General features: G+C 69.6%; 21 protein-coding genes. 6 read left to right on the forward strand and 15 right to left on the reverse strand.

What is annotated here, in order from left to right:
• Nucleotides 1–44: 44 nt before the first annotated feature.
• The 5 genes from OG758_RS39295 to OG758_RS49170 form a co-directional block, all read right to left on the reverse strand.
• A complete protein-coding gene (locus OG758_RS39295) occupies nt 45–1,226 on the reverse strand; it encodes an LLM class flavin-dependent oxidoreductase (protein WP_326714224.1) in 1,182 nt (393 codons plus the stop codon).
• Between the two features lie 2 nt (nt 1,227–1,228).
• The gene (locus OG758_RS39300) at nt 1,229–2,272 is read right to left on the reverse strand and encodes an ABC transporter substrate-binding protein (RefSeq protein WP_326714225.1); all 1,044 of its coding nucleotides are present in this window, start codon (nt 2,270–2,272) and stop codon (nt 1,229–1,231) included.
• A 137-nt stretch (nt 2,273–2,409) separates the two neighbouring features.
• Nucleotides 2,410–3,186, reverse strand: a complete 777-nt coding sequence (locus OG758_RS39305; RefSeq protein WP_326714226.1) for an ABC transporter ATP-binding protein — start codon at nt 3,184–3,186, stop codon at nt 2,410–2,412.
• The gene (locus OG758_RS39310) at nt 3,159–4,061 is read right to left on the reverse strand and encodes an ABC transporter permease (RefSeq protein WP_326714227.1); all 903 of its coding nucleotides are present in this window, start codon (nt 4,059–4,061) and stop codon (nt 3,159–3,161) included. The genes OG758_RS39305 and OG758_RS39310 overlap by 28 nt, the downstream gene beginning before the upstream one ends.
• Before the next feature lie 147 nt (nt 4,062–4,208).
• Nucleotides 4,209–4,292 carry a putative leader peptide gene (locus OG758_RS49170; RefSeq protein ID WP_350495123.1) on the reverse strand — a complete coding sequence of 28 codons (84 nt, stop codon included), beginning with the start codon at nt 4,290–4,292 and terminating at the stop codon, nt 4,209–4,211.
• A gap of 121 nt (nt 4,293–4,413) precedes the next feature.
• Here OG758_RS49170 and OG758_RS39315 point away from each other — a divergent pair, with 121 nt between their 5' ends.
• Together OG758_RS39315 and OG758_RS39320 are read left to right on the forward strand one after the other, a co-directional pair.
• The gene (locus tag OG758_RS39315; protein ID WP_326714228.1) at nt 4,414–4,836 is read left to right on the forward strand and encodes a YjbQ family protein; all 423 of its coding nucleotides are present in this window, start codon (nt 4,414–4,416) and stop codon (nt 4,834–4,836) included.
• 243 nt (nt 4,837–5,079) lie between these two features.
• Nucleotides 5,080–5,223: a hypothetical protein gene (locus OG758_RS39320; RefSeq protein WP_326714229.1), complete on the forward strand. Its 144-nt coding sequence runs from the start codon at nt 5,080–5,082 to the stop codon at nt 5,221–5,223.
• 429 nt (nt 5,224–5,652) lie between these two features.
• Here the strand turns inward: OG758_RS39320 and OG758_RS39325 are convergent, their stop codons facing one another.
• Both OG758_RS39325 and OG758_RS39330 read right to left on the reverse strand, forming a co-directional pair.
• Nucleotides 5,653–7,389: a flavin reductase gene (locus tag OG758_RS39325; protein ID WP_326714230.1), complete on the reverse strand. Its 1,737-nt coding sequence runs from the start codon at nt 7,387–7,389 to the stop codon at nt 5,653–5,655.
• A gap of 79 nt (nt 7,390–7,468) precedes the next feature.
• Nucleotides 7,469–8,689, reverse strand: coding sequence for a styrene monooxygenase/indole monooxygenase family protein (locus OG758_RS39330; protein WP_326714231.1), 1,221 nt, complete (start codon nt 8,687–8,689; stop codon nt 7,469–7,471).
• A 478-nt stretch (nt 8,690–9,167) separates the two neighbouring features.
• Here OG758_RS39330 and OG758_RS39335 point away from each other — a divergent pair, with 478 nt between their 5' ends.
• Nucleotides 9,168–10,148 carry an AraC family transcriptional regulator gene (locus OG758_RS39335; RefSeq protein WP_326714232.1) on the forward strand — a complete coding sequence of 327 codons (981 nt, stop codon included), beginning with the start codon at nt 9,168–9,170 and terminating at the stop codon, nt 10,146–10,148.
• A gap of 328 nt (nt 10,149–10,476) precedes the next feature.
• Here OG758_RS39335 and OG758_RS39340 read toward each other — a convergent pair whose 3' ends face one another.
• The 8 genes from OG758_RS39340 to OG758_RS39375 form a co-directional block, all read right to left on the reverse strand.
• Nucleotides 10,477–10,782: a hypothetical protein gene (locus tag OG758_RS39340; protein WP_326714233.1), complete on the reverse strand. Its 306-nt coding sequence runs from the start codon at nt 10,780–10,782 to the stop codon at nt 10,477–10,479.
• 28 nt (nt 10,783–10,810) lie between these two features.
• Nucleotides 10,811–10,999: a hypothetical protein gene (locus OG758_RS39345; protein ID WP_326714234.1), complete on the reverse strand. Its 189-nt coding sequence runs from the start codon at nt 10,997–10,999 to the stop codon at nt 10,811–10,813.
• A gap of 140 nt (nt 11,000–11,139) precedes the next feature.
• A complete protein-coding gene (locus OG758_RS39350) occupies nt 11,140–11,580 on the reverse strand; it encodes a hypothetical protein (RefSeq protein ID WP_266567246.1) in 441 nt (146 codons plus the stop codon).
• Nucleotides 11,581–11,595: 15 nt separating this feature from the next.
• Complete coding sequence (locus OG758_RS39355; protein WP_326714235.1) at nt 11,596–16,359, reverse strand: putative T7SS-secreted protein; 4,764 nt, start codon at nt 16,357–16,359, stop codon at nt 11,596–11,598.
• Nucleotides 16,359–17,045, reverse strand: a complete 687-nt coding sequence (locus OG758_RS39360) for a hypothetical protein (protein WP_326714236.1) — start codon at nt 17,043–17,045, stop codon at nt 16,359–16,361. Before OG758_RS39360 ends, OG758_RS39355 begins: the two co-directional genes overlap by 1 nt.
• Nucleotides 17,042–17,668 carry a hypothetical protein gene (locus OG758_RS39365; RefSeq protein WP_405651569.1) on the reverse strand — a complete coding sequence of 209 codons (627 nt, stop codon included), beginning with the start codon at nt 17,666–17,668 and terminating at the stop codon, nt 17,042–17,044. Before OG758_RS39365 ends, OG758_RS39360 begins: the two co-directional genes overlap by 4 nt.
• A gap of 207 nt (nt 17,669–17,875) precedes the next feature.
• Nucleotides 17,876–18,487 carry a hypothetical protein gene (locus OG758_RS39370; protein ID WP_326714238.1) on the reverse strand — a complete coding sequence of 204 codons (612 nt, stop codon included), beginning with the start codon at nt 18,485–18,487 and terminating at the stop codon, nt 17,876–17,878.
• 160 nt (nt 18,488–18,647) lie between these two features.
• On the reverse strand, nt 18,648–19,676 hold the full coding sequence (locus OG758_RS39375) for a LacI family DNA-binding transcriptional regulator (RefSeq protein ID WP_326714239.1): 1,029 nt from the start codon (nt 19,674–19,676) through the stop codon (nt 18,648–18,650).
• A 171-nt stretch (nt 19,677–19,847) separates the two neighbouring features.
• Between OG758_RS39375 and OG758_RS39380 the strand changes: the two genes are divergently transcribed.
• The 3 genes from OG758_RS39380 to OG758_RS39390 are packed head-to-tail and all read left to right on the forward strand — an operon-like array spanning nt 19,848 to nt 23,607.
• On the forward strand, nt 19,848–20,921 hold the full coding sequence (locus tag OG758_RS39380; protein WP_326714240.1) for a C45 family peptidase: 1,074 nt from the start codon (nt 19,848–19,850) through the stop codon (nt 20,919–20,921).
• A 17-nt stretch (nt 20,922–20,938) separates the two neighbouring features.
• A complete protein-coding gene (locus OG758_RS39385) occupies nt 20,939–22,585 on the forward strand; it encodes an amidohydrolase (RefSeq protein WP_326714241.1) in 1,647 nt (548 codons plus the stop codon).
• On the forward strand, nt 22,582–23,607 hold the full coding sequence (locus tag OG758_RS39390; RefSeq protein WP_326714242.1) for an ABC transporter permease: 1,026 nt from the start codon (nt 22,582–22,584) through the stop codon (nt 23,605–23,607). Before OG758_RS39385 ends, OG758_RS39390 begins: the two co-directional genes overlap by 4 nt.
• The last annotated feature ends 49 nt before the right edge of the window (nt 23,608–23,656 follow it).

Below are 23,656 nucleotides of genomic sequence, written 5' to 3' on the forward strand. Positions count from 1 at the left end.
CTGCACCGGGGCCGTGGATCTTCCCGCAGTGGGCGCGCGACGGTTCACCGGCCCCCGGCGACCAGAAGCGGCGCGCCACCGACGGCCGGCCTGGTGAGCGGCGACGCCGGTATCCGCGGCAGCAGACCGCGCGCCGCCAGATCCGGGATCACGCCCTCCCCGAACCAGTACGCCTCCTCCAGATGGGGATAGCCGGACAGGACGAAGTGCTCGACGCCCAGCGCGTGGTACTCCTCGATCCGGTCCGCGACGTCGGAGTGGCTGCCGACGAGCGCCGTGCCCGCGCCGCCCCGCACCAGACCGACGCCCGCCCACAGGTTCGGGGAGATCTCCAGGTCGTCGCGCGAACCCCCGTGGAGCGCCAGCATCCGCTGCTGCCCGACCGACTCGCTGCGGCCGAGCGCCTCCTGAGCGGCGGCCACCGTCTCCGGCGACAGGTCGTCGAGCAGCCGGTTCGCCGTCGCCCATGCCTCCGCCGACGAGTCGCGCGAGATGGTGTGCAGCCGGATCCCGAAGCGGACCGTGCGCCCCTCCTTCTCGGCGAGCCCCCGGATCCAGTCGATCTTCTGCTTCACCTGCTCGGGCGGCTCGCCCCAGGTCAGATAGACATCGGTGTGCCGGGCGGCGACCGGGCCCGCCGCGGCCGACGAACCGCCGAAGAAGATCTCCGGCAGCGGGTCCGGCGGCAGCGCGGTGAGACCGCCCTCCACCTGGTAGTGCTCACCGTCGAAGTCGAACGGCTGCCCGCTCCACACACCCCGCACGACCGACAGGAACTCGTCGGTCCGCGCGTAGCGCCGGTCGTGGTCCAGATGGTCGCCGAAGCGCCGCTGCTCGGTCGAGTCCCCACCCGTCACCACGTTCAGGAGCAGCCGCCCGCGCGTGATCCGCTGATACGTCGCCGCCATCTGGGCGGCGAGCACCGGTGAGATCACCCCGGGCCGGAACGCCACCAGGAACTTCAGCCGCTCCGTGTGCTGGGCGAGGGCCACCGTCGTCAGCCAGGCGTCCTCGCACCACGTGCCCGTCGGCGTCAGGACCGCCTCGAACCCCAACTGCTCGGCGGCCTTGGCTATTTGGGTCAGATAGTCGATGTCGGGCGCGCGCACGCCGCTGACCGGAGCGATCCGCGAACGCTTGACGCCCCCGTCGGTGTAGGCGTGCCGGTCCACGAGCGTGCGGCCGTCGCCGCCGGTCGGCAGAAACCAGTGAAGGTGGACGCTCATCGTCAGGACTCCTTGTCGAAGGTGCGGGGCGCGGTCGTCGACGCCGGCAGACCACCGTTGAAGCGGGTGTCCACGAACGACGCGAAGTCGACCTTCCGGGGGATCAGCTTCAGCGTCGCGAAGGTGTCGGCGATCTGCTGCTCCGAGGCGATGGCGGGCTTGTCGACGGCGACGGTGACCCGGGTGCCGTTGGTGCGCTTCACCGCGTCCAGCGCGACGTCGTAGGGCAGCCCGGTGTCCTTCGCCCAGACCTTTGCCCATGCCTCGGGGTGCTTGAAGACCCAGTCCTGGGCGCGCTTGAGCCGCTTGAGATAGTCGCCGATCGCGGCGGCCTTCTTGCTGTCCTTGAGCGAGGAGGGCGCCGCGACCTGGAACGCGAGCCCATTGGTGAGCCCGTCCCCATCAGTGAGTACCCGCCCCTGCTTCCCGCGCAGGACCTGGGAGGTGTACGGGTCCCAGACAGCCCAGGCGTCCACCTTGCCGCCGGTGAACGCGGCGAGCGCGTCGGCCGGCTGGAGGTACTTGACCTGCACGTCCTTCAGGGAAAGACCGGCCTTCTTCAAGGACGCGACCAGCTGGTAGTGCGCGGACGAGCCCTGCGCCACGGCGATGGACCTGCCCTTGAGATCCTCGGGCTTCTTCAGCTTCGAGTCGTTCGGGACGAGGATGGTGTCGCCCTTCGCGGTCCCGTGGCTGGCCGCCACGATGCTGATCTTCGAGTTGGCGCCGGCCGCGAAGACGGGCGGGGTGTTGCCGACCCCGCCGATGTCGACGGCCTTGGCGTTGAGGGCCTCAAGGAGTGGCGGCCCGGACGTGAAGGTCGACCAGCGGATCTTGTAGTCGAGGTCGTCGAGCTCGCCGGCGGCCCGGAGTACGGCTTCCGAACCGCCCTTCTGGTCACCGACGTTGAGCGTGAGGGCTCCCTTCCCGTCGGTCCGGCCGCCGCCCGAGCCACCGGTGGACGTGTCGGCGGCGGAGGTACCGGAGCAGGCGGCGAGCGGCAGGGCCAGGGGGATCAGCAGAGCAGAGGCGAGGCGTCGTCGCATGGGGAGTCCGTTTCGTGGGTTCATGGCCGGTAGGTCATGGCCGGCGTCGGTCTGTCGGCGCAGGCCGGAATGGCCGTAGGGCGGTGCGCCGGTACGGGTGGTGTGTGCAGGGGAGGGGTGGAGAGCCTGGCGAAACGTCAGGTGCCAGCAGGGGAGGGCGTCTCCGGCACGTCGACCCCCAGTCGCTGGAGCAGCTCGGCGCGCAGTTCGCCGAAGCGCGGGTCGGATATCCCGCGCGGACGCTCCAGATCGATCTCGGTCTCGTACGCGATGACGCCTTCGTCCATCACGAGCACACGGTCGGCGAGCAGGACGGCCTCCTCGACGTCGTGCGTGACCAGGAGGACGGCGCAGCCGCGTCGCTGCCACAGCTCGTCGACGAGGCGCTGCGCCTTGATGCGGGTGAGCGCGTCGAGTGCGCCGAACGGCTCGTCGAGCAGCAGCAGATCGGGCTCGCGCACCAGAGCGCGGGCCAGCGACGCGCGCTGGGCCTCGCCGCCGGACAGGGTCTTGGGCCACGCGTGCGTGCGATGGTCGAGGCCGACCTCTTTCAACGCCCGCTCGGCGCGAGCCCGTTCGGGTTTGCCCGGCAACCCGAGCAGTACATTGCGCCACACCCGCTTCCACGGCATGAGACGCGGCGCCTGGAATGCGACGGCCTTGCGGCGCGGCACGAGCACGGTGCCCTCGATGTCGCGGTCGAGCCCGGCGAGGATGCGCAGCAGGGTCGACTTGCCGCAGCCGCTGCGGCCGAGCAGCGCCACGAACTCGCCCGGCTTCACGTCGAGATCGAGGCGGTCGATGACGGCACGCCCGCCGAAGGAGCGGGTGAGTCCCTCCACACGTACGGCCGAACGAGTCTCTGTGGACGGGGACTTGGGGGTGGTCACCGGCCGGTGAACGTCGGTCGCCATTGCAGCAGCAGCCTTTCGAGGGTACGGACGACGAAGTCGGCGAGCAGGCCGAGGAACGCGTAGACGATCAGGCAGACGACGATGACGTCGGTCCGCAGGAAGTCGCGGGCCTGCACCATCAGGAAGCCGATGCCGGCGTCCGCGTTGATCTGCTCGGCGAAGACGAGGGCCAGCCAGGAGATGCCGAGCGAGTACCGCAGCCCGGTCATGGCGCCGGGGAGCGCGCCCGGCAGGACCACATGGCGTACGAGACCCCGGCGGGAGAGTCCGAGCGACTCCCCGGCCTCGATCAACTGCGCGTCCACGCCGCGGATTCCGGCGTACACGTTCAGATACAGGGGGAACGAGACGCCGAGCGTGATGATGGCGATCTTCGGCGCCTCGCCGATCCCGAACCAGATGATGAACAGCGGGATCAGCCCTACGAACGGCACGGTCCGCAGCATCTGCACGCTTGCGTCGACGAGATCCTCGCCGACCCGGAACAGGCCTGAGACGAGCGCGAGTCCGGTACCGACGACGACCCCGAACAGCAGGCCGATCGCGACGCGCTGGAGCGAGACCCCCATGGCGTTCGGCAGCGACCCGTCGGAGAAGAGATCAGCGGCGACCCGGGCGATGGTGCCGGGCGAGGCCAGGACATCGGCGGTCAACACGCCTGTGCCGCTGAGGAGTTGCCACAGAATGAGCAGCAGGACGGGTCCGGAGGTGCGGCGCAGCCACCGCGGGACCCGAGTGCGTCGGGTGGAGGAGGGGACGAGACGGACGAGCTCGGGACGGCCGACGGAATCGGCATCGGAATCGGCCGGGACGGCTTCCGGGGCAGGCGACTCGGTGACGACGTCCGGATCCGGCGGGGCATGGCTGATGCTCATGGGTGCTCCACGCAGAAGGCAGGGGAGGGCAGCGGTGAAGGTGAAAGGGGTACGCGTATGCGTCAGCGCCGACACGTGAGTTCACGCAGGGGCGAGGCAGGGGCGTACGGGGCTACGCGACGTAGCCGGAGATGCGGGGAAAGGGCGTCAGCAGCCGCGGCGACACGCGGCGGAGGCCACCCGCAGCAGGTCGATGTGACCGCGCGTGGTGAGCAGGACTGAACGCAACATGCCGCAGAAAGTAGCCACCTTGTCGACGCAAGGTCAATGCCGTCTCGATGGATGGACGCGCAGTATCAGGTGACGGTCCCGGTTCGGGCGCGGACGGCGCCCGATGAGTGAGGATGGACGCATGTCCGACGCCTTCACCACGCGCATCCTGAACGTATCCACCGGCTCCGCGGAGCGGGTCGTCGACCTGACCCACGACTGCGAGAGCTTCCTGAGCGAGGTCGCCGCGGGCCGCGACGGCCTGCTCAACATCTTCGTGCCCCACGCGACCGCCGGCGTGGCCGTCATCGAGACGGGCGCGGGAAGTGACGACGACCTCCTCACCGCCCTCCACTCCCTGCTCCCCGCGGACGACCGCTGGCAGCACCGCCACGGCTCCCCGGGCCACGGCCGCGACCACGTCCTCCCGGCCCTGGTCCCGCCCCACGCCACCCTCCCGGTGATCGCCGGCGCCCTGGAAATGGGCACGTGGCAGTCGGTGTGCCTGGTGGACACGAACAAGGACAACGCGGACCGTCAGGTGCGGTTGAGCTTCCTCGCGTAGAACCGACTCGTTTCGGACCGCAGGAGGCACGTCCAGCAAGCGCCGCTTCTCCACCCACCGGGCCACCGCGTAGGACAGCGAGCAGCACCACCACCAGCGCGATCAGCTGCGGCGCCACCGCGGAACGTCGTGGTGGAACGCCCGGATCGCGGTGTACCCGACCTCGTCGTGGAGCACGTACAGCGGGTACGTCATGGCGCCCCCGTGCTGAGCCAGCGAACGTCGAGGGGGGCGAGCGGGCCGATGACGCAGAGCACGAGCAGCATCAGCAGCACGGTGAAGACCGTGACCGAGCCGAGCCAGGAGACGTGCCAGCCCGGGTCGTTGGAGGTCCACGTGGAGCGGCGGGCCAGCTCGTGGACCTCGACCAGCCAGCAGAAGCCGTAGGCCGCTCAGGTCGCTCAGGGCGTCGTCGGAATCATCACGGTCACCCATGTCTCCCTCCTTCGGGCCGGCGTCGAGGGCGTGCGTCTCACCTGGGCGTGCTGCTCGGGGCCGCCACGGCAGCGGCCGGTCCCGGGGAGGCGGGAACCGGCGTGCCGACGGCTGCCAGGCGGGGTCCGTCACGCCTGCGCACGGAGGTAAGCCGCCGCCGTGGTCAAGGTCAGAGCCGGGTGAGAACCGCCGGTCAGGATGTTCACGTTTTCAGCGGCGGTGCGGGGCTGGGGTTCCGTGGTCGTGGACCACCCTCGCCGAGCTGCCCCCACCTCTTCGACACCTGCCAGGTGCACGGCCGGCAGGTGTCGGCCTGACCGCGACAGGCCGGCGGACGGACAGACGGACATGGCCCTGGGCGCCGCAGTTCCGCTTACGCGTTCACAGATCCGGATGCTTCGTCGCCACGTGGTAGTACCCCGAGTGGAACACCAGAGGGGTGCCGCCGTCGGCCTCGTACTGTTCGACCTCGCCGAGGAAGATGATGTGGTCGCCGGCGTCCAGGCGTTGGACGGTGCGGCATTGGAAGCGGGCGACGGCGCCGCCCAGGAGGGGGGTGCCGGCGATGCCGGGGGTGGTGGGGGTGCCGCGGAACTTGTCGTCGGCCGGGGTGGCGAACTGGCGGGAGAGGTGGTGCTGGTCGGCGGCCAGTACGTGGACGGCGAAGTGCGAGGCGTCGGTGAAGTCCGGGAGGCTCGGGGCGTTTTTGCCGGGGCACCACAGGACGAGGGGCGGGTCCAGGGAGACGGAGGTGAAGGAGTTCGCGGTCATCCCGACGTTGCGGCCGTCGGGGGCGCGGGCCGTCACCACGGTCACGCCGGTGGCGTACTGGCCCAGTGCGCGGCGCAGTTCGCGGCCGTTGAAGCGGGCGGCGTGCTGGGCGCGCTTCTCGGCGAGGAAGCGGTGCGCCTCGGCCTCCTCGAACCACCAGCGGTACAAGGTGCGCGGGTCGTCGAATCCGGCGGCGAGAGCGCCGGCGACCGAGGGGATTTCGGCCGCTGCGGAAAGGAGTTCGCGGTGGTGCGGGCGCAGGTCGGTCAGGAGGGAGTTGGTCCAGCCGACGGCCCATTGGGCCCACCCGCGCCAGAAGTTGTCGAAGGTGCGCTGCATCCACTGCGGGGTGAATTCGGCGGTGCCATGGCGGAGGATGCTGTCGAGGTAGTGGGTGGCGGCCTGGGCCGCGTTGTTCGAACCCTGGCCGGTGATCGGGTCGTTGAGGACGACGGCGTCGGCCATGCCGAGGACGTGCCGGCCGGAGGTGAGGCGGGCGACGGGATGCCGCACGGTCGGGGTGACCCCGCCGCGCAACACGCCGCCGGTGTCGATGAGTTGGGCGTGCCGGCAGCGCTCGTACTCGTCGGGGAAGAACCGGTGGAGGATTTCCAGCGAGCGGGTGAGGTGGGCTTCGGGGGTGACGATGTCGTCCCAGCAGTCCATCGGGCCGCCGGGGACGCCCTCGAAGACCATGATGTCGCAGGGTCCGGTGGTGGTGAGGGCGGGGAAGGAGAAGTATTCGCCGACGCCGGGCACCATGCGGTAGTGGACGGCGGCCTCCCCCTTTGCCTCCCCCTCCCGCGGCGCCGTTCCCGTGACGTACGTCAGAGCCAGCGCCCGGCGCGGCCCGTCGTGCGGGGAGAGTTCGGCGTTGCGCGGGAAGAGGCGGCTCAGCTCGCCCTTGCCGGTGGAGACCACGACGAGATCGTGCGTACGGGCGTACCACTCGAGGTCGTTGACGCCCACCTCGTGCAGCACGATCTCGCCGCGGCCGCCGTCCGCGAACTGCTCCATCCAGGCGGCACACTTGACCCGCTGGTCGACGGAGTGGGCGGGCCCATCCAGCGGCGCGCGCCAGGAGACTTCCGGAGTGCCGTGCGGACCGATGAGAGTGAGCGCGATGCCGGTGATGTCCGGGGCTCGGTCCTCCCAGTGGTGCAGACCGAGTTCGCGCTCGCTCTGCAGCGCGGTGTCGAACATGCACTGACTGGACATGACCGGGCCGCGACGTATCTCGTCGGGGCTGCGGTCGGTGACCAGGGTGACGTCATAGCCGTGCGTCTGTAGTCCCAGAGCGAGTTGGGCACCCGCCTGCCCGGCGCCGATCACCGCGATCCTTCTCATGGTCCTGCTGTCCTGCTCTCGTTACGTACGTACTGCTGACGCCCTGTCAGGTCACTGCCCGACTGATCCCGACGGAGCTTCAGGCACTGACCTCGGCCAGGTAGTTCTTCGCGGCGACCGGATCCATGAACCAGTGGAACAAGTCGCGCGGGTCGTCGAAGCCGTTGACGAAGCGGGCGGCGATACGGGAGGTGACGCTCGCCGCGCCGAAGAGCTCCAGGACGTGCTGCGGGGGGGCGCCGAGCATCGCGTTGGTCCAGGTCGTGGCGGACTGCGCGTTGTCCCAGAAGCGGCCGAAGGCCAGCTCCATGAACGCCGCGTCGTACGGGCGCTCACCGTGGTCCAGGATGGTGGCGAGGTAGGAGGCCGCGCACTTCGAGGCGTTGTTGGAACCCTGGCCGGTTATCGGGTCGTTGAGGACGACGACGTCGGCGAGGCCGAGCACTTGCGCGCCGGAGGGCAGCGTGGCGACGGGCTTGCGGACGGTCGGCGCGAAGCGGCCCGCGAGGGTGCCGTTCTGGTCGGTGAGCGCGACATCGGTGCAGCGCTCGGCCTCCCACGGGACGTACGTCCGCAGCAGCTCCTGGGACTTCGCCAGCTGCTGGTCCGGGGTGAGTCCGTCGAAGCAGTCGAACGGGCCACCCGGGATGCCCTCGAAGAACATGATGTCGCAGGGGCCGCTGGTGGTGAGGCTGGGCATGGTGAAGTACTCGCCCACACCGGGGATGACGTTGAAGCTGACGCCGGTGCGGTGGGGCAGCGGCGCCATGCCGGTGACGTACGCCAGGGCCAGCGCGCGCTGCGGAGCGTCGTACGGGGAACGCTCGGCGTCCCGCGGGAACAGTCCGGCGATCTCGCCCTTGCCCGCCGCGACGATCACCAGGTCGGACTCGGCGGCGTAGCGCTCCAGGTCCTCGAGGCCGGCCTCGTGAATGACCAGACGGCCGCCGCGGCGTGCGAACTCGCCCATCCAGATCGGCATTTTGACGCGCTGGTCGACCGAGCGGGCGGTGGCGTCGAGGCGGGCGTCGAAGGAGAGCGCCCGGCCGCCCTGGCCGTCCGCGATGTTCACGCCGAGCCCGGCGATCGGCGGGCAGGCGTCGCCCCAGAAGTCGAGGCCGAGGCTGCGCTCGTGGGCCAGCGCGGTGCCGAACATGGCCTGGCTGGACATGACCCGACCCTCACGGATCTGGTCTCCGGTGCGGTTGGACACGACGGTGACGTCGTAACCATGGCCGAGCAGACCGATACCGAGCTGGAGGCCGGCCTGGCCGGCTCCGACGATGGTGATCTTGCGCATGGGGGGAACCTCCGGGTGTCGGATTGTGCGGTTGTGAGCGGTGCCGTGCACTGGTACAGCGTTCCGGCAAGGTGACGGCGTCAATGAGTGGGGGCGCACGTGTGGAATACGGCTGCCCCCCCCGGAGGGGGCCGGGGAGCAGCCGCTGGAGGCCGGGTCACCCGTAGGGGACCCGGCCCGGCCGACTCGGTGAGCCGGGAGGCAGAGGCAAGGGCGCTGTGACGCGCGGGGTACGGCCTCGGCGGCCCTCTCCGTGCAGGTCGCGCGTAGCACGCGCGGCGCGCATGCGACGGGCTGTCCGCTGGGCCTGGCTCCGCTCCCGTGACGAGCGCAGTCCGGCCCGGCACTCCCTGCATCGTTGATTCCCTGGTTCCATCTCGAGGTGCCGGGAATCAACCTTGGTATGGAAAGATCATCTTTGCTATCCGGATCACGCGGGTTGCTGTCCTGATCGCGCGTCTCGGCGGTGGAGGTTTACGTGCCCGCTGAAGAGCCTCCCCTCGCAAATCGCCAGCGGTTTCATACAGCGGACATTTGGGAGGCGCGGGCCGAGGTCGGCCGCGCCTTCTGTCCACATGGGTTGCGCATCATGCAGCGCTCGGCGACGCTCGACGCCCGGCTGCACGGCGCACCCTTTGACCGGACAGGTCTGTATTACCTCGATTACGGAACGGAGGTCCGGATCACGCCGGGCGACCTGGAGAGCTTTTTCCTTGTCCAGATCCCGCTCGCCGGCTACGCCGAAATCACCTGCGGCCGCGAGGAGATCATTTCCTCCCCCGAACTCGCTTCCGTCCCTTCTCCGACCGGAAAGCTGGACATGCGCTGGGGTGGTGGCAATCCGCAGCTGATCGTGTGGTTCGACCGATCATCCCTGGAATCACACCTGGGCAGTCTGCTCGGCCGCACCGTGCGCCGCCCGATCTCCTTCTCGCTCGGTATGGACCTCACCACACCAGGCTCCCGCTCCTGGCTCAACATCGTCGACCTCATGCGCCGGGAGGCGGAGGGGCCGGACGGCATGACAAGCCGGCCCGTCGTGACGCAACAGCTTGAATCACTCCTCATGACCCAGCTGTTGATGGCCCAGCCCAGCAATTACACGCCGGCGCTGCTCGGCGAGCAGCCGCGCGTCGCGCCGCCCGCGGTCCGCCGTGCCATGGAGATCATCGAGGGTCACGCCGCCGAGCCGCTCACGGTCGCTGAGATCGCGGAATGTGCCGGCGTCGGCGTGCGGGCCCTCCAGGAAGGCTTCCGCCGGCACCTCGACACGACACCGCTCGCGTACCTGCGCGAGGTCCGCCTGGACCGCGTACGCAAGGAACTCCTGACCTCCGACCCGGGTGTCACGACCGTCACCGCCGTCGCATCCCGCTGGGGCTTCTTGCACCCAGGCCGCTTCTCACTCACGTACCGCCAGCAGTTCGGGGAGTCTCCTTCGGAGACGTTGCGGTCATAGGAGACCCCACCGGACGCACCTCCAACTGGAAGGAAGCCATCAACACCCTCGCCGGCCACTACGGCGTCCGCGTTATCGACAGCCAGTAACACCCGAAGCCAGCCCAGGACCCAGGCCGTGAACTCAGTGCGGCCCTACGTCGTAGAAGCCGACGATGGGGTCGGTGGCTTACTGGATCAGCTCGATGTGTGGATGGTTCGGGGGCGCCGGGCAGGCGTGGAGTTCCAGGTCGTAGCCGCCGGCGACGTCGATGAGAGTGAAGTTCGCGGGCGGGGTGCCGAGGAGGAGTGGAGTCGGGTCGGTCCGTTCCTCCTCGGGGCTCCAGCTCTCAGTTCCGCGGGTCCCATTCCGCGCTCGCGATGGTGAGGAGCGGGATCGCCTCGGTGACGCATTCGGGGCAGGGGCGGGGGACGGGGTCGGTGAGGCCCCAGCGGGTCCAGCCGCCGGTCTTCCACCCGGGAGCGTGGCACAGATCGCTGAAGTAGAACTCCTGCGGGGTGACCGCGCAGCCGCTGTCCCACGCGGCGCCGGCCGTTTCCCACCGGCTCGCGTCGCCCAGCTGATCCTGCAGCGCTCCTTGCTCAGCTCCATGGGGTTGGGGTACTCGGTGATCTGCTCCGGTGCGAGCAAGCACGGTTCCGGGAGGTACCAGCCCTCCTGGATTACGGGCGGCTCGGGCGGGGCGTCGAGGAGTCGGTGACGGTGACAGAGGAACGCCAGAAGAGGGCGGTTCGGGGGTGTGCCGCCGAGTGGCCGAAGGGGCACCACAGGACCTGGAGGAGATCGGCTCCGGGCGGGCTGCTCGGGAGAGGGACGTCGCGGGTGTAGAGCTGGGCCAGGGCCACGGGCATCTCCTACAAGGTGGACATGACCAACGGTGGCTGCGGAGTACGACCCGGAGGGGTGTAGCCCGGCGGGTCGTAACGCCCGGTCCCGTACTTCCCGGTGCCGTTGGTGCCGTCGTGCGTCGGGTCGATGGTGAGGGGTTGCGTCAGTCGTCCTCGTCGTCCGTCGGCGGGTACGCCTCGTCGATGACCCAGTGCTCGCCGCCCTCGGTGGAGATCGCGCAGAGCCGGGAACCGTCCGGTGAGCGGGTGAGGAACTCGATGCCGCCGGAGGGATCCGTGAGCCGGGAGAGGTCGGTGTCGGGCGTGAGCGTGACGCGGAGCCAGCCTTCGTTCAGCCCGGCGGCCGTGAGGAAGGCGCCGTCGGGTGTGACGACGCCCCGCTGCCGGGCCGCCGACAGCCACAGGTCCTGAGCCCGGCGCAGGGCGTCCTCGTCCCGCTTCGGCACCCGGGCCGACGGCACGGTGTCGATGTTCGCCGTCACCCGGAACGCCTCGGTGACCGTCGGACTCGTCCCGTCGTCGAGGAACTCCCCGACGCCCAGTCCGGCTTGCCGGAAGCGATCCTTGATGTCGTCGTTGTTCACTGTGGTCCTTGTCCGTCAGTTGTTCTTGTGGAAGAAGTGGTGGTCCCCACCAGGTTTGTCCAACGCGCGATAGCGTTCCATCGTGCTGTAGCCCTCTCGGGTGTTGTCCCAGCCGAAGTTGACGAGGTCTCGGCTCCGGTCCGCCGGGGTGAAGCCCTTGGGTGCCCCGGCGTGGAAGTGGGGACCTGCCGGATCGTGCGTGTGCTCGACCACCACTCTGGAGCCGTCCGAAGTCTCGAACTGCCGGAAGTTGCCCCAGTGGGTGGGGTCCTTCGAGTAGACGTGCCCGGGCATGTGCTTGAGGGTCTTGTCCCCCATCACCACCCACTGCGCGTCCGGCGCGGCCCCGTAGGGGACGCCCGCCACCTCGAAGGCCGCCCTCTCGGCGTCCTCCCGGCGCTCGAAGGGGTTGGAGTGCTCGCCCTTCGGCGGACACTCCGGTGCGAGGCCGAGCGGGTCCGACCAGGTATGGGGGTTGTCCACATAGGTGGACGGGTTGGGTGCGGGAGTCAGGCCGAGCGGATCGGGCGATACGTAGCGTGCCGTCTCGGGGTCGTAATGGCGGAAGTAGTTGTAGTGCAGGCCGGATTCGGGGTCGAAGTACTGCCCGGGGAAACGGAGCGGCGTGTACGTGCTGCTGTCGCTCGCCCAGGCCGTCGTGCCCCACACGGTGCTGCGCCGACGCCACGCGATGTCCCCGGACTCGTCGATGAGCTCCGTGGGAGTGCCGACGAGATCGGTGACCATGGCGAAGAACCGTGAGTCGACCTCCTGCGGTGGCATCGGGCACAGCTCGCCCGGCGCCCCGGGTGCCAGCACCCGCTCGGTCTGGGTGATGGGCCGTTGACCGGCGTGGTCCCAGGTGAGAGCGACAGGCCGGGGCAGCTCCGGCGACGTCGCCACCTGCTCGCACAGGGTCGTACCGTCCCAGGTGAAGACGGTGCGCTCGACCACGGTCTCGCCGTCGGGGGCCAGACAGGTCTTGGCGCTGCGTCGCCCCAACGCGTCATACGTGTACTGCCACTTCCTGCCGTCCGGGGTGACCGTGGAGACGAGCCGGTCCTCGGGGTCCCACTCGTAGCGCCAGACCTCGGTCGAGCCCGAGAGGCGGCGCTTGCGGCGCACGGTGACCCGGCCCAGCGCGTCGTGCTCGTAGTGGACACGCCCTGCCCGGGTGAGGCGCGTACCGGAGTACGAGCGCGCGCCGGTGGCCGCCTGGCCCGGATGCTCGTCAGGCCAGGAGGCGGCGGTCAGATTCCCCGCGAGGTCGTAGGCGTACGACTCCGACCAGCTGCTGCCCTCGACGCCGGTCACGCGGCCGATCGCGTCGAGTTCGTACCGCCGGGTGCCGGACACGAGGTCCTCGACGCCCAGCAGGTTGCCGTCCGCGCGGTAGGTGTACGCGCGGCGCTGGACACACCGGTCCTCGCCCGACGCGATGACGGACTGTGTGGTGAGGCGGCCCATGTCGTCGAAGGAGTTGTCCAGTGCGAGGGACGTGCCGATGCGGCGACCGGTTTCGCGGCCGGCGGAGTCGTACGCGAAGCCCACATCACGCCCCGCGGTCGTCAGCCGCACGCTGCGCCCCGCCACGTCGTAGGTCCATGCGGACTCGGCGCCGCTGGGCGTGAGCCGCCCGGTCCGTCGTCCCAACTCGTCGTAACGGTAGGTCAGTACACGTCCGTCGACGTTCTCCGAACGCACGCGCCCGAAGCGGTCGCGCAGGATGGTGAGCGAGCCCCCGGGCCCGTCGGACCGGGCGAGCCGGCCGGTGAGGTCGTAGGCGAAGGTGGTGTTGCCCGCGGGGGTTTCCTTCTCCACCACCCTGCCGAGCTCGTCGTAGACGTAACGCACCGTCTGGCCAAGAGCGTTGGTCCGGGTGGTCATGCGCCCGGCGGCGTCGTGCTCGTAGTGGACCGTACGTCCGTCGAAGTCGGTCTGCCGGGCCAGCCAGCCGGCGCTGTCGTACTCGTAACTCCAGGTGAGACCTTGAGGGTTGGTGACCTTGGTGAGGCGCAGTTCCGAGTCGTGCGTGAACGCGTACTGTGCTCCGTCCGGTGTCGTGCGCGCGGTGATCAGGTCGAAGTGCGTGTAGGCGCTGCGCGTCACGTTGCCGACGGCGTCGGTGTGGGCGGTGCAGTTGCCCTCCGCGTCGTACGACCACGTCTCGCTGCCGCCGTCGGGCGCGGTACGGCGGACGAGCCGGCCCTCGGTGTTCCATTCCAGGCGGGTCGTCGCCCCGAGCGGGTCCCTGACGGCGACAGGCCGGCCGAAGGCATCACGTTCGTACGTGGTGGTCGAACCGAGCGGATCCGTCACCTCGACCGGAAGGCCCGCGCGATCACAGCGAAGCGTCGTGGCGCCGCCGAGCGGGTCGACCACGGAGGTGAGTCGGCCCGCCTCGTCGTAGGTGAAGTGCGTCGTCGCACCGGCGGGGGTGGTGGCTGTGAGGCGGTTGCCGCGTTCGTCGTAGGTCTGGCACCAGGTCGTGCCGTCGGGATTGGTCACCTTCACGGGCAGACCGAGCTCGTTGTACTCGGCGTGGGCCTCGCGCCCGTCGGCGCGCACCACGTGGGCGAGATTGCCCGCTTCGTCGTACCGGAAGGCGGTGACGTGTCCGAGAGGATCGGTGCGGGACAGGAGCCGGTCGAAGCGGTCACGCCGGTAGCGGGTGGTGGCGCCGAGCGGGTCTGTCTCCGCGATCACTCGGGACGAGGCGTCGACGAGGAATCGCCGCCGGTGACCCTCGCCGGTCGTCGTCGTGGTCAGGCGGTACCCCGTGCTCGGGTCGGGCTCTGTATAGGCCAGGCGAAGAGCCATATGGCCCTCCGCTCCGCCTTCTGCCACGCAGCGGTCCCGGTCGTCGTACGCGTAGGTGTACGAGCGGTCGTTGGTGTCGGTCCAGGAGGTGATGCGGCCACGCTCGTCGTAGGTGAAGCGCAGTGGCAGGCCGGACGAGTTGACGACCTCGGTGAGGTGGCCCTCGTCCGAGTAGCCGTATCTCTTGATCTCCAGGTTCTCCCCGTCGCCGGCGGCGTCGGCCAGCAGCAGGGCACGGACCCGGCCGTCGGAAACGGTGCACACCAGACGGTGGCCCGCGCTGGAGGCGATGGACAGCGGGGTGCCCTCGGAGTCGTACTCGAAGGTGATCCAGTTGCCGTTGCGGTCGTCGATCTGCTCGATCACCGCCGATCGCTCGTCCCGGTCGGCGAAGTGCCAGACGCGGCCGGTGCGCGGATCGCTCACCGTATAACCGCCGTCGACACGGTTCAGCGGGCGACGGGGGCCGTGGGAGGGCGGCACGGGAACCCCGGGAGCGGGATGGGGATAGACGAGCAGGAGGCCGTCATCGGTGACGAAGACCACCCCTTCTGCGTCGATCTCCAGGCGCTGGTCCAGCGTCGACGACCAGGAAGGCCCGAACCAGCGGCCGAGCTGGTACCCGGACTCGGCGCGACGCGTGAAGGCGAGCGGCAGCACTCCCGGCAGTTCGACGTCGGTCTGGGGCAGATACATGAGCCCCGTCGCGAGGTCGACCGGGTCGGTACCGTTGCACTTCTTCTGTCCGTCGGGTTCCGCGTGCCGCTCGGCATCGCGCGTGGCGCGCCGCAGGCCGGTCTCCGCCCCTTCCTCCATCCCCTTCTTGAGACTCAGTCGCAGGCCGCTGCGGGCGAGTCCGGCGCCTTTGGTGCCGACGAGTTCGGGAAGGAGGCGGCCGATGAATTCGGAGGGGTCCTTCTTGAAGCCGTCGACGGCGGCGGTGACGATGCGTTCGGGGTGCGCGGCCGTGGAGACGAGGCCGGAGAGCGTCATGGAGACGTTCTGCATGTAGGCGGCCGGGTGTGTGAGGTTGTAGGGGTCGGTGGGGTTCAGGCCGCGGGCGAAGTTGAGCAGTCCCGCCGTGCCCTTGAGGGCGCCGCCCACCACGTGCGTCAGCTCGAGGTTGTACGCCTGGTAGCCGTCGACGAGGTCGTTGCCGAGGCGGTCGAGCGGCGGGGGTTCGGCGGGGGCGTGTGCGAGGGCCGCCTTGACCTTGCCCTGGGCGTCGGAGGCCGCGGTGTTGCGCTGCTTGCGTGCCTCGGCGAGCGTCTCGTGGGCCTTCTTGATGTCGGCCTTGCCGGGATCCGAGAACGGCTCCGGCTTGGGGCCGGGGTCCTCGTTCGCCTTGATCTTTCCGTTGTAGGCGTCAACCTTCTTGTTGTACGCGTCGACCGCGTCCTTGGACGCCTTCGTGCCCTTCTTGTACAGCTCGACGGCTTCCTTGGCCTTGCCCTGCGCCCATTTGACCGTACCGGCGTACGACTCCAGAGTGCTGGACGCATCGTCGCAGGCGTCGGCGGCCTCGGCCCACTTGGTGGGGTGCACGCCGAACTTCTTGCGGAACGCGTCGCCGCCCTCGCCCGCCCAGCCGGAGGAGTCGACCTTGCGCATGCCCGCGCTGACGTGGTCGAAGGCGGTGTGGAAGTCCTTGAGGTGCTTGGCGGACTCGCGGATCTTGTCGGGGTTGCCGTGGACGAGCTCGTTGGCCTCCTCGGTCTGGCCGAGCTGCTGCTCGCCGGGCGTTGCGCCGAGGTCGGAGGCGACGTCGTCGCCCCAGTCCTCGACCGCGTCGGCCGCCCCGTGCAGCCCCACGTAGTCCAGGCCGTCGCCGACCTTGTTCGTGGCGTAGTCGACGCCCTCGCCGACCTTCTTCTTGCCCTCGTCGATGAGATCCTCACCGACCGAAAGCCCTTTGTTGATACCGCCCTTGACGCCGTCGACGATGTCCCCGAGCCCCATCAGCCCTCACCCCCGCCCTGCTGCCCGGCGGATTTGGCCCGCTCCTCGGGGGAGGGGCCGAAGGTGTCGTCGAGCCACTTGTCGTACTCGGCATCGGAGACGCCGGCAGCGTTGTGCATGTTCTCGGGATTGAGGCCCAACGGGCCCGCAGTATGGGACGTCGCGATGTCGCGGCCGGCGTCCTTCCAGCCCTGCGCGCTGTTGGCCATGGCCTGATCGAAGGACTTCTCGCTGTAGTCGACACCGCCGTAGGCACCGGACTTCGCGATGTCACCCCAGCCCTGCTTGGTGACGTCCTCCTCGGAGGCGTACGGGTTGCCGATCGCCGAGTTCGCGACGACCTTGAAGCTGCCCTCCACGTACTGCTCGGTCTCGTAGTACGTGCCTGCCGACAGGCCGGTCTTCTGGGCGAACGTGTTGCCTTCGTTGACCAGCGAGCGCACACCCCACTCCCAGCGCTCGCAGAACGACTTGAAGTCCCCGGTGAGCCCTTCGTGCCCCAACTCCAGGCCGGACAAAGCGATGTCGGAGAAGCCGCGCCCCGCGCCGGCCTCCCCGACCATCCCCAGCTCTTTCAACTCGGCCAGCGCCTCGGTCAACCCCTTGGCGACCAGATCCAGACCGGTGGCCTTCAGATCCTTGCCGCCGCCACCTCCACCTCCGCCACCGCCTCCGTCGCCGGTCATGCGGCACCCCCCGCGTTCTCGTCGATGTCACGGTCGAGCGCCACGTCGTCCGGCACGATCCCCTTCACCGGCGGGAACACCATCCCGTCAGCCCCGTCCGCGCAGTCCAGGGCCACCCCGCAGGGCACCCCCGCGGCCGGCACCGCCACATCGAGGAGGCGGGCCCCCAGCACTGTGCGGTATGTCCACTCCCGGGCGTATTCGCCACGCGCTTGTGCGTAGCGGGCCAGGGCCTGCTCGTCGGAGAAGGCGAGGATGAACCGGATCCCGTTGAAGTCGGCGGTCAGCATCCCGCGTTCCTCCTCCGCGCCCGGCTCGTCGCCCAGCGGCACCAGCACGGCCGTCCGCCGGAACTCTCCGAGTAGCTGGGCGAACGCTTTTCTACGGGCGGCTGTTTCGGTTTCCTCAGCCGCCGGATCCGGGCCGACCGGCCCGGTCGCCGGGTCGGCTGTCGCCGCCTGCGGGAGCGGGGTTTCCTGCAGTCCGGAATCGGGCTCCCCGGACGTCGCCGCTGGTTCAGCATCTGGCGTTGCGCTCATCGCCGCGTAGTCTGCGAGACGCGATCTCGGTATCCGCTGCGGCTCACCTGCCGCACCCCCGTGCTCAGACATACCACCCATCATCACAACCGCACATTGCGTGTGGCAACGTGCCTGCGTCACACCCCTGTCACAGAGAAGCGCGTAGACCCGGGGGGTATCCGGAAGTGCGCCGGGCCTCGTCCCGGCAAGGCGCGCACGAATGGCATGGGCATGCCTTCGCGTGTGTCGTGAGCCTAGGGCTCGGAAGTCAACCGGACCCCTCCGCCGCTGCGACCTCCGGAGCGTCCGTCAAACCCTGCCCGCGATGCCAAGGCTGACGGTCAGGAAGATGATGCCCGACACCATGACGGCGCTGATCCAGGCGATGGTGCAGAGCAGGGCTCGGAGGTAGGTCCTCCAGGCGCGGTACGTCGACGGCATGAGCTGCAGTCGCTCGGCCGCGCGGCGCGAGACGGCAATCTCCCCGGTCGGACGCTGCGCGATCGCTTCGCGGACCGCAGCGTCGGGCCCCTTGTCGATGACGAGGGAGACGCCATGGGCGTCTTGCAACGCGAGCCGGTCTATCGGCTGGCCGCGGCCCATGAGTTCGAGTCGTCGTACTTTCGTCAGTCGGGTGAGATCGACGGTACGCCGCCCGCTCAAGGTGTGCGCGGTCAACAGATGGCCGTCTCGCAGCTCAACGGACCGCGCCTCGCCGAGGATGGACCAGACAAGGACGCTGATCAGCGGAGAGAACAGGGCGAGGATGCACCACGAATCACCGACCAGACCTGACCGCACGAGCAACCCTGACGTCACCACCAGCACAGGCGTCACCAGCACCGCCGACAGACGCAGGTTGCGCTGACTGACGCGACCCTGGCCTGCGGAAACGGCATCGATGGAGGGATCGGGTGTCACGGCCCGACAGTACCGGTGCAGGAACCAGAGAGCTATGGGGGAACGTGACGCTACTGTCCGAACCTCGGACTTCATGAGCTGTGCTCGGTGCTCGCCACGGTGGGCCAGCGGCCAGGAACGGCGCCCCCATCATCCCGGGTGCGGCAGCTCGAGCGAGTAATCAGGTGTTCGTGTGAGTGCGTCGTGAGGATGCGCGTACCCGGAAGCGATCGGTCGTCAGGACCGGTCCCGCGCTCGGCTCGCCTGCGATACGCGCTTGGAGAAGGTCGAGCAGCGCCAACGTCGTTTCCTCGGCGTGGAGTTCGATGGCCGAGATGGCAGGCCTGCTGTGGCGGGTGTGCTCGGAGTCGGAAGCTGCGGCGAGCATCGTCCGGTCCGGCACGGCGACACCGCGAGCCGTGAGGCCCGCGAGCGCGCCGGCCGCCTGACGGCCGGTGTGGCACAGGATTGCGTCGGGGATGCCGTCGTCCACGATCGTGTGCGCCACGGCTTCGCCGCCCTGCTCGCCGGTGCGCTCGGCCGACATGTAGACGCGCGGCGTGATCCCGGCGCTCTCACACCAGGCGCGGTACGTCGCCTCGCTGTCGATGTTCCACGCGTTGGGGTCCGTTCCGCGCAACAGGGCGATCGATCGGGCGCCGCTCGCGGCGAAGTGCTCGTAGACGCGCCGGAAGCTCGCGCTGTCGTCCTCGGTGGCCCAGTCCGTGAAGTCCGGGCGGCTGGGATCGCGTCCCAGCGTCACGTACGGGATCCCTCTCCGTTCGAGGAGAGCGACCACCGGATCATCCATGTGAGGCATCGTCACGATGTAGCCGTCGAGCGACAGCGCCAGTGGTGGGGTCGGCCGCCTGGTCGGGTCGGGTACGAGCATCACGCTGAGTCCACGGTCCATCGCCTGCGCCGAGACGGCGCCGATGTAGCGAGTGAACACGTCGACGCCCCGCGGCGCGTATTCACCGAGTGCGTCAAGTGACCGTATGACGAGCCCGATCGCCCCGACCGACGAACGTCGCAGGCCGCGCGCGAGGGCGTCGGCCTGGTAGTCCATCTCCTCGGCGAGTGCCCGGATGCGCAGTCGCGTGGCCGCGCTGAGCGTCCCGGTGTCGTTGAGCGCCATCGAGACGGCTGCGACGGATACCCCCGCGCGCTGGGCGACATCGCGAATGGTCACGCCCTTCGGTCGGGCCACGGCGACCTCCTCGGTTCGAATTTCCCGCTGCGTCGGAAAGAGCGGAAAGCGAGCGGAAAGTGAGCGGAAGTGACTTGCGCAACGCCATTGTATTAAACGTTTTACCCACCTAGCGTGTCGCCCGCCTCTCACTGTGACTGGCCTCACAAGCAAAGGTCGAAGAGCAACACGATGAAGCTGCACACACTTCGCACGACCACCACTGACCCCCACGACCGGGGACGCGAGATCGGCACGCGATTCGCCGATCAGGTGCGTGACGTCAGTGCCCGCTACCTGGCGCATTTCGCGGTTCTGGGCATCCCGGAGACGACCGTCCGCGACATCGTCGCCCGCAGTCACGACGCCTTGCGCGACTGGTATCCGGGTCTGGCCGAGGAGTCCGACGCGATCGCCGGGGCAGCCGGGATCGAGCCGTGGCAGGTGGCCGCGGTCGGCGCACGGACCGAGGTGCTCGCCGCCGCACCCCCCGGGAAGGGCGAGTGCACGACCGCCGTGTACGCGCCGCCCGCCGGCGGCCCACCCGAGACGATCCAGACGTGGGACTGGCACGACTCGCTCACTCCGGACGGTCTCCTGCTGGCGCTCGTGACCGGGACCGGACGCCGGGTGAAGCTCTTCACCGAGTTCGGAACGGCCGCGAAGATCGGGGTGAACGACGCCGGCCTCGGCCTCCACTTCAACATCCTCAGGCATTGCTCCGACGGAGCCACCGGCGGCGTACCCGTCCATGCGGTCGCGCGTCGCGTCCTCGAGGAGGCGACGACGGTGGCGGAGGCCCGCGACATCGTCGCCTCCGCGACCCTGAGCGCGTCCACGGTGCAGACTGTCGCGAGCCACCAGGGCGGCCACGCCGAAGCGGCGTCCATCGAGATGTCGCCCTCCGGAATCGCCGTGGTGCGGCCCGACGACGACGGCTGGGTCGTCCACACGAACCACTTTCTCGATGCCGGGCTTGCCGACGGCGACGCCGGCATTCCGGAGTCGGCGTCGGTCGAGCGGTACCTCCACGCACGCGCTGCGCGCGGCCACATGACCGGCCGCTCCGCGCCGGAGCGCGCGGCCGCCTTCTGCGGTGGTGACGGCGCCGCCGCGGTGGTGTGCGTCCATGCCGACGCGTCCCAGCCCGGCCACGAGCAGTGGAGCACGTTGCTCACGGTCTCTCTCGACATTCCCGGCTTCGCCCTCGAGTACCGGGCAGGCAACCCCGACACCGCGGCCCGCGAGGGTCTCGACCAGTTCTGACAGTTCTGAGGAACCCGATGCACAACGACGTGACCCAGCCCGTTCATCTCTATTGCAACGCCCGCATCTTCACCTCCGACCGACGCACCTGGGCCGAGTCGCTCGTGGTGGTGGGCGACCGGCTCGCCTACGTCGGCGACGACGCCACCGCGGCACGTGTGGCCGGACCGGATGCCCTGATCCACGACCTCGACGGCTCGACCGTCCTCCCCGGATTCGTCGACGGCCATGCGCACGTGGTCGGCACCGGCGAAGCAGCGGCCCAGGTCGATCTCTGGGGCGCCAACACGGTGAAGGAGATCCAGCGGCGCATCCGGACGTGGGCCCAGGAGAACCCCGACGCCCCTCGCGTGCTCGCCACCGGGTGGAAGCACGGTGACATACCTGGCGGCCAGCCAGATCGAGGCATGCTCGATGTCGTCGTCGCCGACCGGCCCGTCTACGCGCAGGCCTACGACTTCCACTCGATCTGGCTGAACTCGGCGGCCCTCGCCGAGGCCGGGATCGACGACACCACGGCATCACCCCCCGGGGGAACGGTCCACCGGGACGAGCGGGGCGCGGCCACCGGACTGGTCGACGAGACCGCGATGCACCACCTCGTGTGGCCGGTGCTCGACGGCTTCACCAGTGACGCCGACCGTGACGAGGCCCTGGCGGTCGCCCTCGCGGCGTACGCCGAGTCCGGGATCGTCGGTTCGACCGAGATGGCGCTGGGCGAGGACGACTACGCGGCGATGCGCCGAGCCGACGCGGCGGGCGCCCTGACCACGCGCATCGGCGCGTTCTGGCGCGTCCAGCCCACTGGAGACGCGGCCGGGAATCGCGCTCAGGTCGAGCGTGCCGTCGAACTCGCCACCCACCACTCGACCCCGTTCCTGCGCGTGACCGGCATCAAGGTCATGGTCGACGGAACCGTCGACGGGTGCACCGCATCTCTCGGGAAGCCCTACGCGGACGGCACGAACGCCGACCCGATCTGGAGTCTTGCCGAGCTCGCACCGGTGGTGGCCGCCGCGGACGCGGCCGGCCTGCAGGTCGCCATGCACGCCATCGGTGACGAGGCGATCCGCGTCGCGATCGGCACCGTCGAGCACGCCGTCGCTCTCAACGGCCCCAAGGAGCGCCGCCACCGCATCGAGCATCTCGAAGTCGTCGACCCCGCGGAGATCGACCGACTGGCAGCACTCGGCATCACGGCGAGCATGCAGCCCGTGCACGCCGACCCGGCCATCCAGGAGAACTGGCGACGCGTACTCGGTGACGAACGGGTCGAGCGCGGCTTCCCGTGGCCCGAGATGACCGATGCCGGGGCCACGCTCGTGCTCGGCACCGACTCCCCGACCTCGCCGCACGCGCCGCTGCCCAACATGTTCATCGCGGCGACACGGCGTTCGGCACTGGATCCGTCGCTGCCCGCCAATCTCGCGCACTACGCCCTGCCGTTGGCGAACGCGATCGTGCACGCCACGCGTGACTCCGCCTGGGCGAGCCGCTCCGAGCACCTGCACGGCCGTATCGCCGAAGGGCTGTACGCCGACTTCATCGTGCTCGACCGGGACATCTTCTCCCGGCCGCTCGAGGAACTGCTCGACACGCGAGTGCTGCGGACCGTCGTGGGTGGCCGCGTGGTCCATCACGCACAGCCGGAGGTGAACCGATGAGCGACGCGACCCTGTCGGTGCCCGCGCCAACGGGGCAGGCGAAGGCGAAGGCGAAGCAGCGGCCCGGCGGGGCGGTCCTGCGGTTCGTCGCCGTTCGCCTCGTGGGGCTGATGGTGACCTTGTTCATCGCGAGCCTGGTCGTCTTCGGAGCGCTCTACGCCGCGCCGGGAAACCCGCTCACCTATCTCACGCACGGTCGCACCATGAGCCCCGAAGCGATCGCCGCGATCAAGGCCGAGTACCACCTCGACGACTCCATCTGGCAGCAGTACCTGAGGTGGCTGGGCGGCGTGCTGCACGGGGACTTCGGAACCTCGATCATCTACAACCAACCCGTGTCGTCGCTGGTCGGAAACCGCGCTTCGGTGACCACGCTTCTCGTCCTCATGGCCGCGGCGATCGTCCTGGTGCTCGGGTTGGCCATCGGCACGCTCGCCGGCCTCAAGCCCGGCTGGGTGTCCCGGTCGGCCATGGCCGCCGCGACGGGTGTCATGGCGGTGCCGACCTTCGTCGGAGCGGTCGTGCTGATCGTCGTGTTCGCGGTCGACCTGGAGTGGTTCCCGGTGTTCGGCGCCGGCCGCGCGGGCCTCGACGAGGTCTACCACCTGGTTCTTCCGTCGCTCGCGCTCGCGCTGGCGTCCGTCGCGTTCGTCGCGCGACTCGCGCAGACCGCGGTCCGGCAGGAGTTGTCGGCCGATCACGTGCAGACGGCGATCAGCCGCGGACTGCCCCGGGGGGCAGTCGTGCGCAGACATGTGATGCGCAATGCCGCGATGCCGGTGCTCACCGTCGCCGGGCTCACGATCGCGGGCCTGATCGCCGGAAGCGTCATCGTGGAACAGGTTTTCCAGCTCGGCGGGCTCGGCCAGTTCCTCGTCAGCTCGGTTCAGCAGAAGGACTTCCCCGTCGTCCAGGCGATCTGCCTGATGTACGTCGCCGCCTTCATCGTGCTGAACACCCTCATCGACATCGCCTACACACTGCTCGACCCGCGCGTGTCGATCGGGAAGAAGGACTCATGAGCGCGACAGCGGCGGTACGCCGTATCGGAGCCCGAAAGGCAGGCCGGCG

It is taken from the genome of Streptomyces sp. NBC_01474 (assembly GCF_035918215.1).
Lineage (GTDB): Bacteria > Actinomycetota > Actinomycetes > Streptomycetales > Streptomycetaceae > Streptomyces > Streptomyces aureus.

Excerpts from the sequence above, each read along its gene's own strand:
- OG758_RS39295 (WP_326714224.1), bottom strand. The coding sequence starts at position 1,226 with ATGAGCGTCCACCTTCACTGGTTTCTGCCGACCGGCGGCGACGGCCGC.
- OG758_RS39300 (WP_326714225.1), bottom strand. The coding sequence starts at position 2,272 with ATGCGACGACGCCTCGCCTCTGCTCTGCTGATCCCCCTGGCCCTGCCG.
- OG758_RS39305 (WP_326714226.1), bottom strand. The coding sequence starts at position 3,186 with ATGGCGACCGACGTTCACCGGCCGGTGACCACCCCCAAGTCCCCGTCC.
- OG758_RS39310 (WP_326714227.1), bottom strand. The coding sequence starts at position 4,061 with ATGAGCATCAGCCATGCCCCGCCGGATCCGGACGTCGTCACCGAGTCG.
- OG758_RS49170 (WP_350495123.1), bottom strand. The coding sequence starts at position 4,292 with ATGTTGCGTTCAGTCCTGCTCACCACGCGCGGTCACATCGACCTGCTG.
- OG758_RS39315 (WP_326714228.1), top strand. The coding sequence starts at position 4,414 with ATGTCCGACGCCTTCACCACGCGCATCCTGAACGTATCCACCGGCTCC.
- OG758_RS39320 (WP_326714229.1), top strand. The coding sequence starts at position 5,080 with ATGACGCAGAGCACGAGCAGCATCAGCAGCACGGTGAAGACCGTGACC.
- OG758_RS39325 (WP_326714230.1), bottom strand. The coding sequence starts at position 7,389 with ATGAGAAGGATCGCGGTGATCGGCGCCGGGCAGGCGGGTGCCCAACTC.
- OG758_RS39330 (WP_326714231.1), bottom strand. The coding sequence starts at position 8,689 with ATGCGCAAGATCACCATCGTCGGAGCCGGCCAGGCCGGCCTCCAGCTC.
- OG758_RS39345 (WP_326714234.1), bottom strand. The coding sequence starts at position 10,999 with ATGCCCGTGGCCCTGGCCCAGCTCTACACCCGCGACGTCCCTCTCCCG.
- OG758_RS39355 (WP_326714235.1), bottom strand. The coding sequence starts at position 16,359 with ATGGGGCTCGGGGACATCGTCGACGGCGTCAAGGGCGGTATCAACAAA.
- OG758_RS39360 (WP_326714236.1), bottom strand. The coding sequence starts at position 17,045 with ATGACCGGCGACGGAGGCGGTGGCGGAGGTGGAGGTGGCGGCGGCAAG.
- OG758_RS39365 (WP_405651569.1), bottom strand. The coding sequence starts at position 17,668 with ATGATGGGTGGTATGTCTGAGCACGGGGGTGCGGCAGGTGAGCCGCAG.
- OG758_RS39380 (WP_326714240.1), top strand. The coding sequence starts at position 19,848 with ATGAAGCTGCACACACTTCGCACGACCACCACTGACCCCCACGACCGG.
- OG758_RS39385 (WP_326714241.1), top strand. The coding sequence starts at position 20,939 with ATGCACAACGACGTGACCCAGCCCGTTCATCTCTATTGCAACGCCCGC.
- OG758_RS39390 (WP_326714242.1), top strand. The coding sequence starts at position 22,582 with ATGAGCGACGCGACCCTGTCGGTGCCCGCGCCAACGGGGCAGGCGAAG.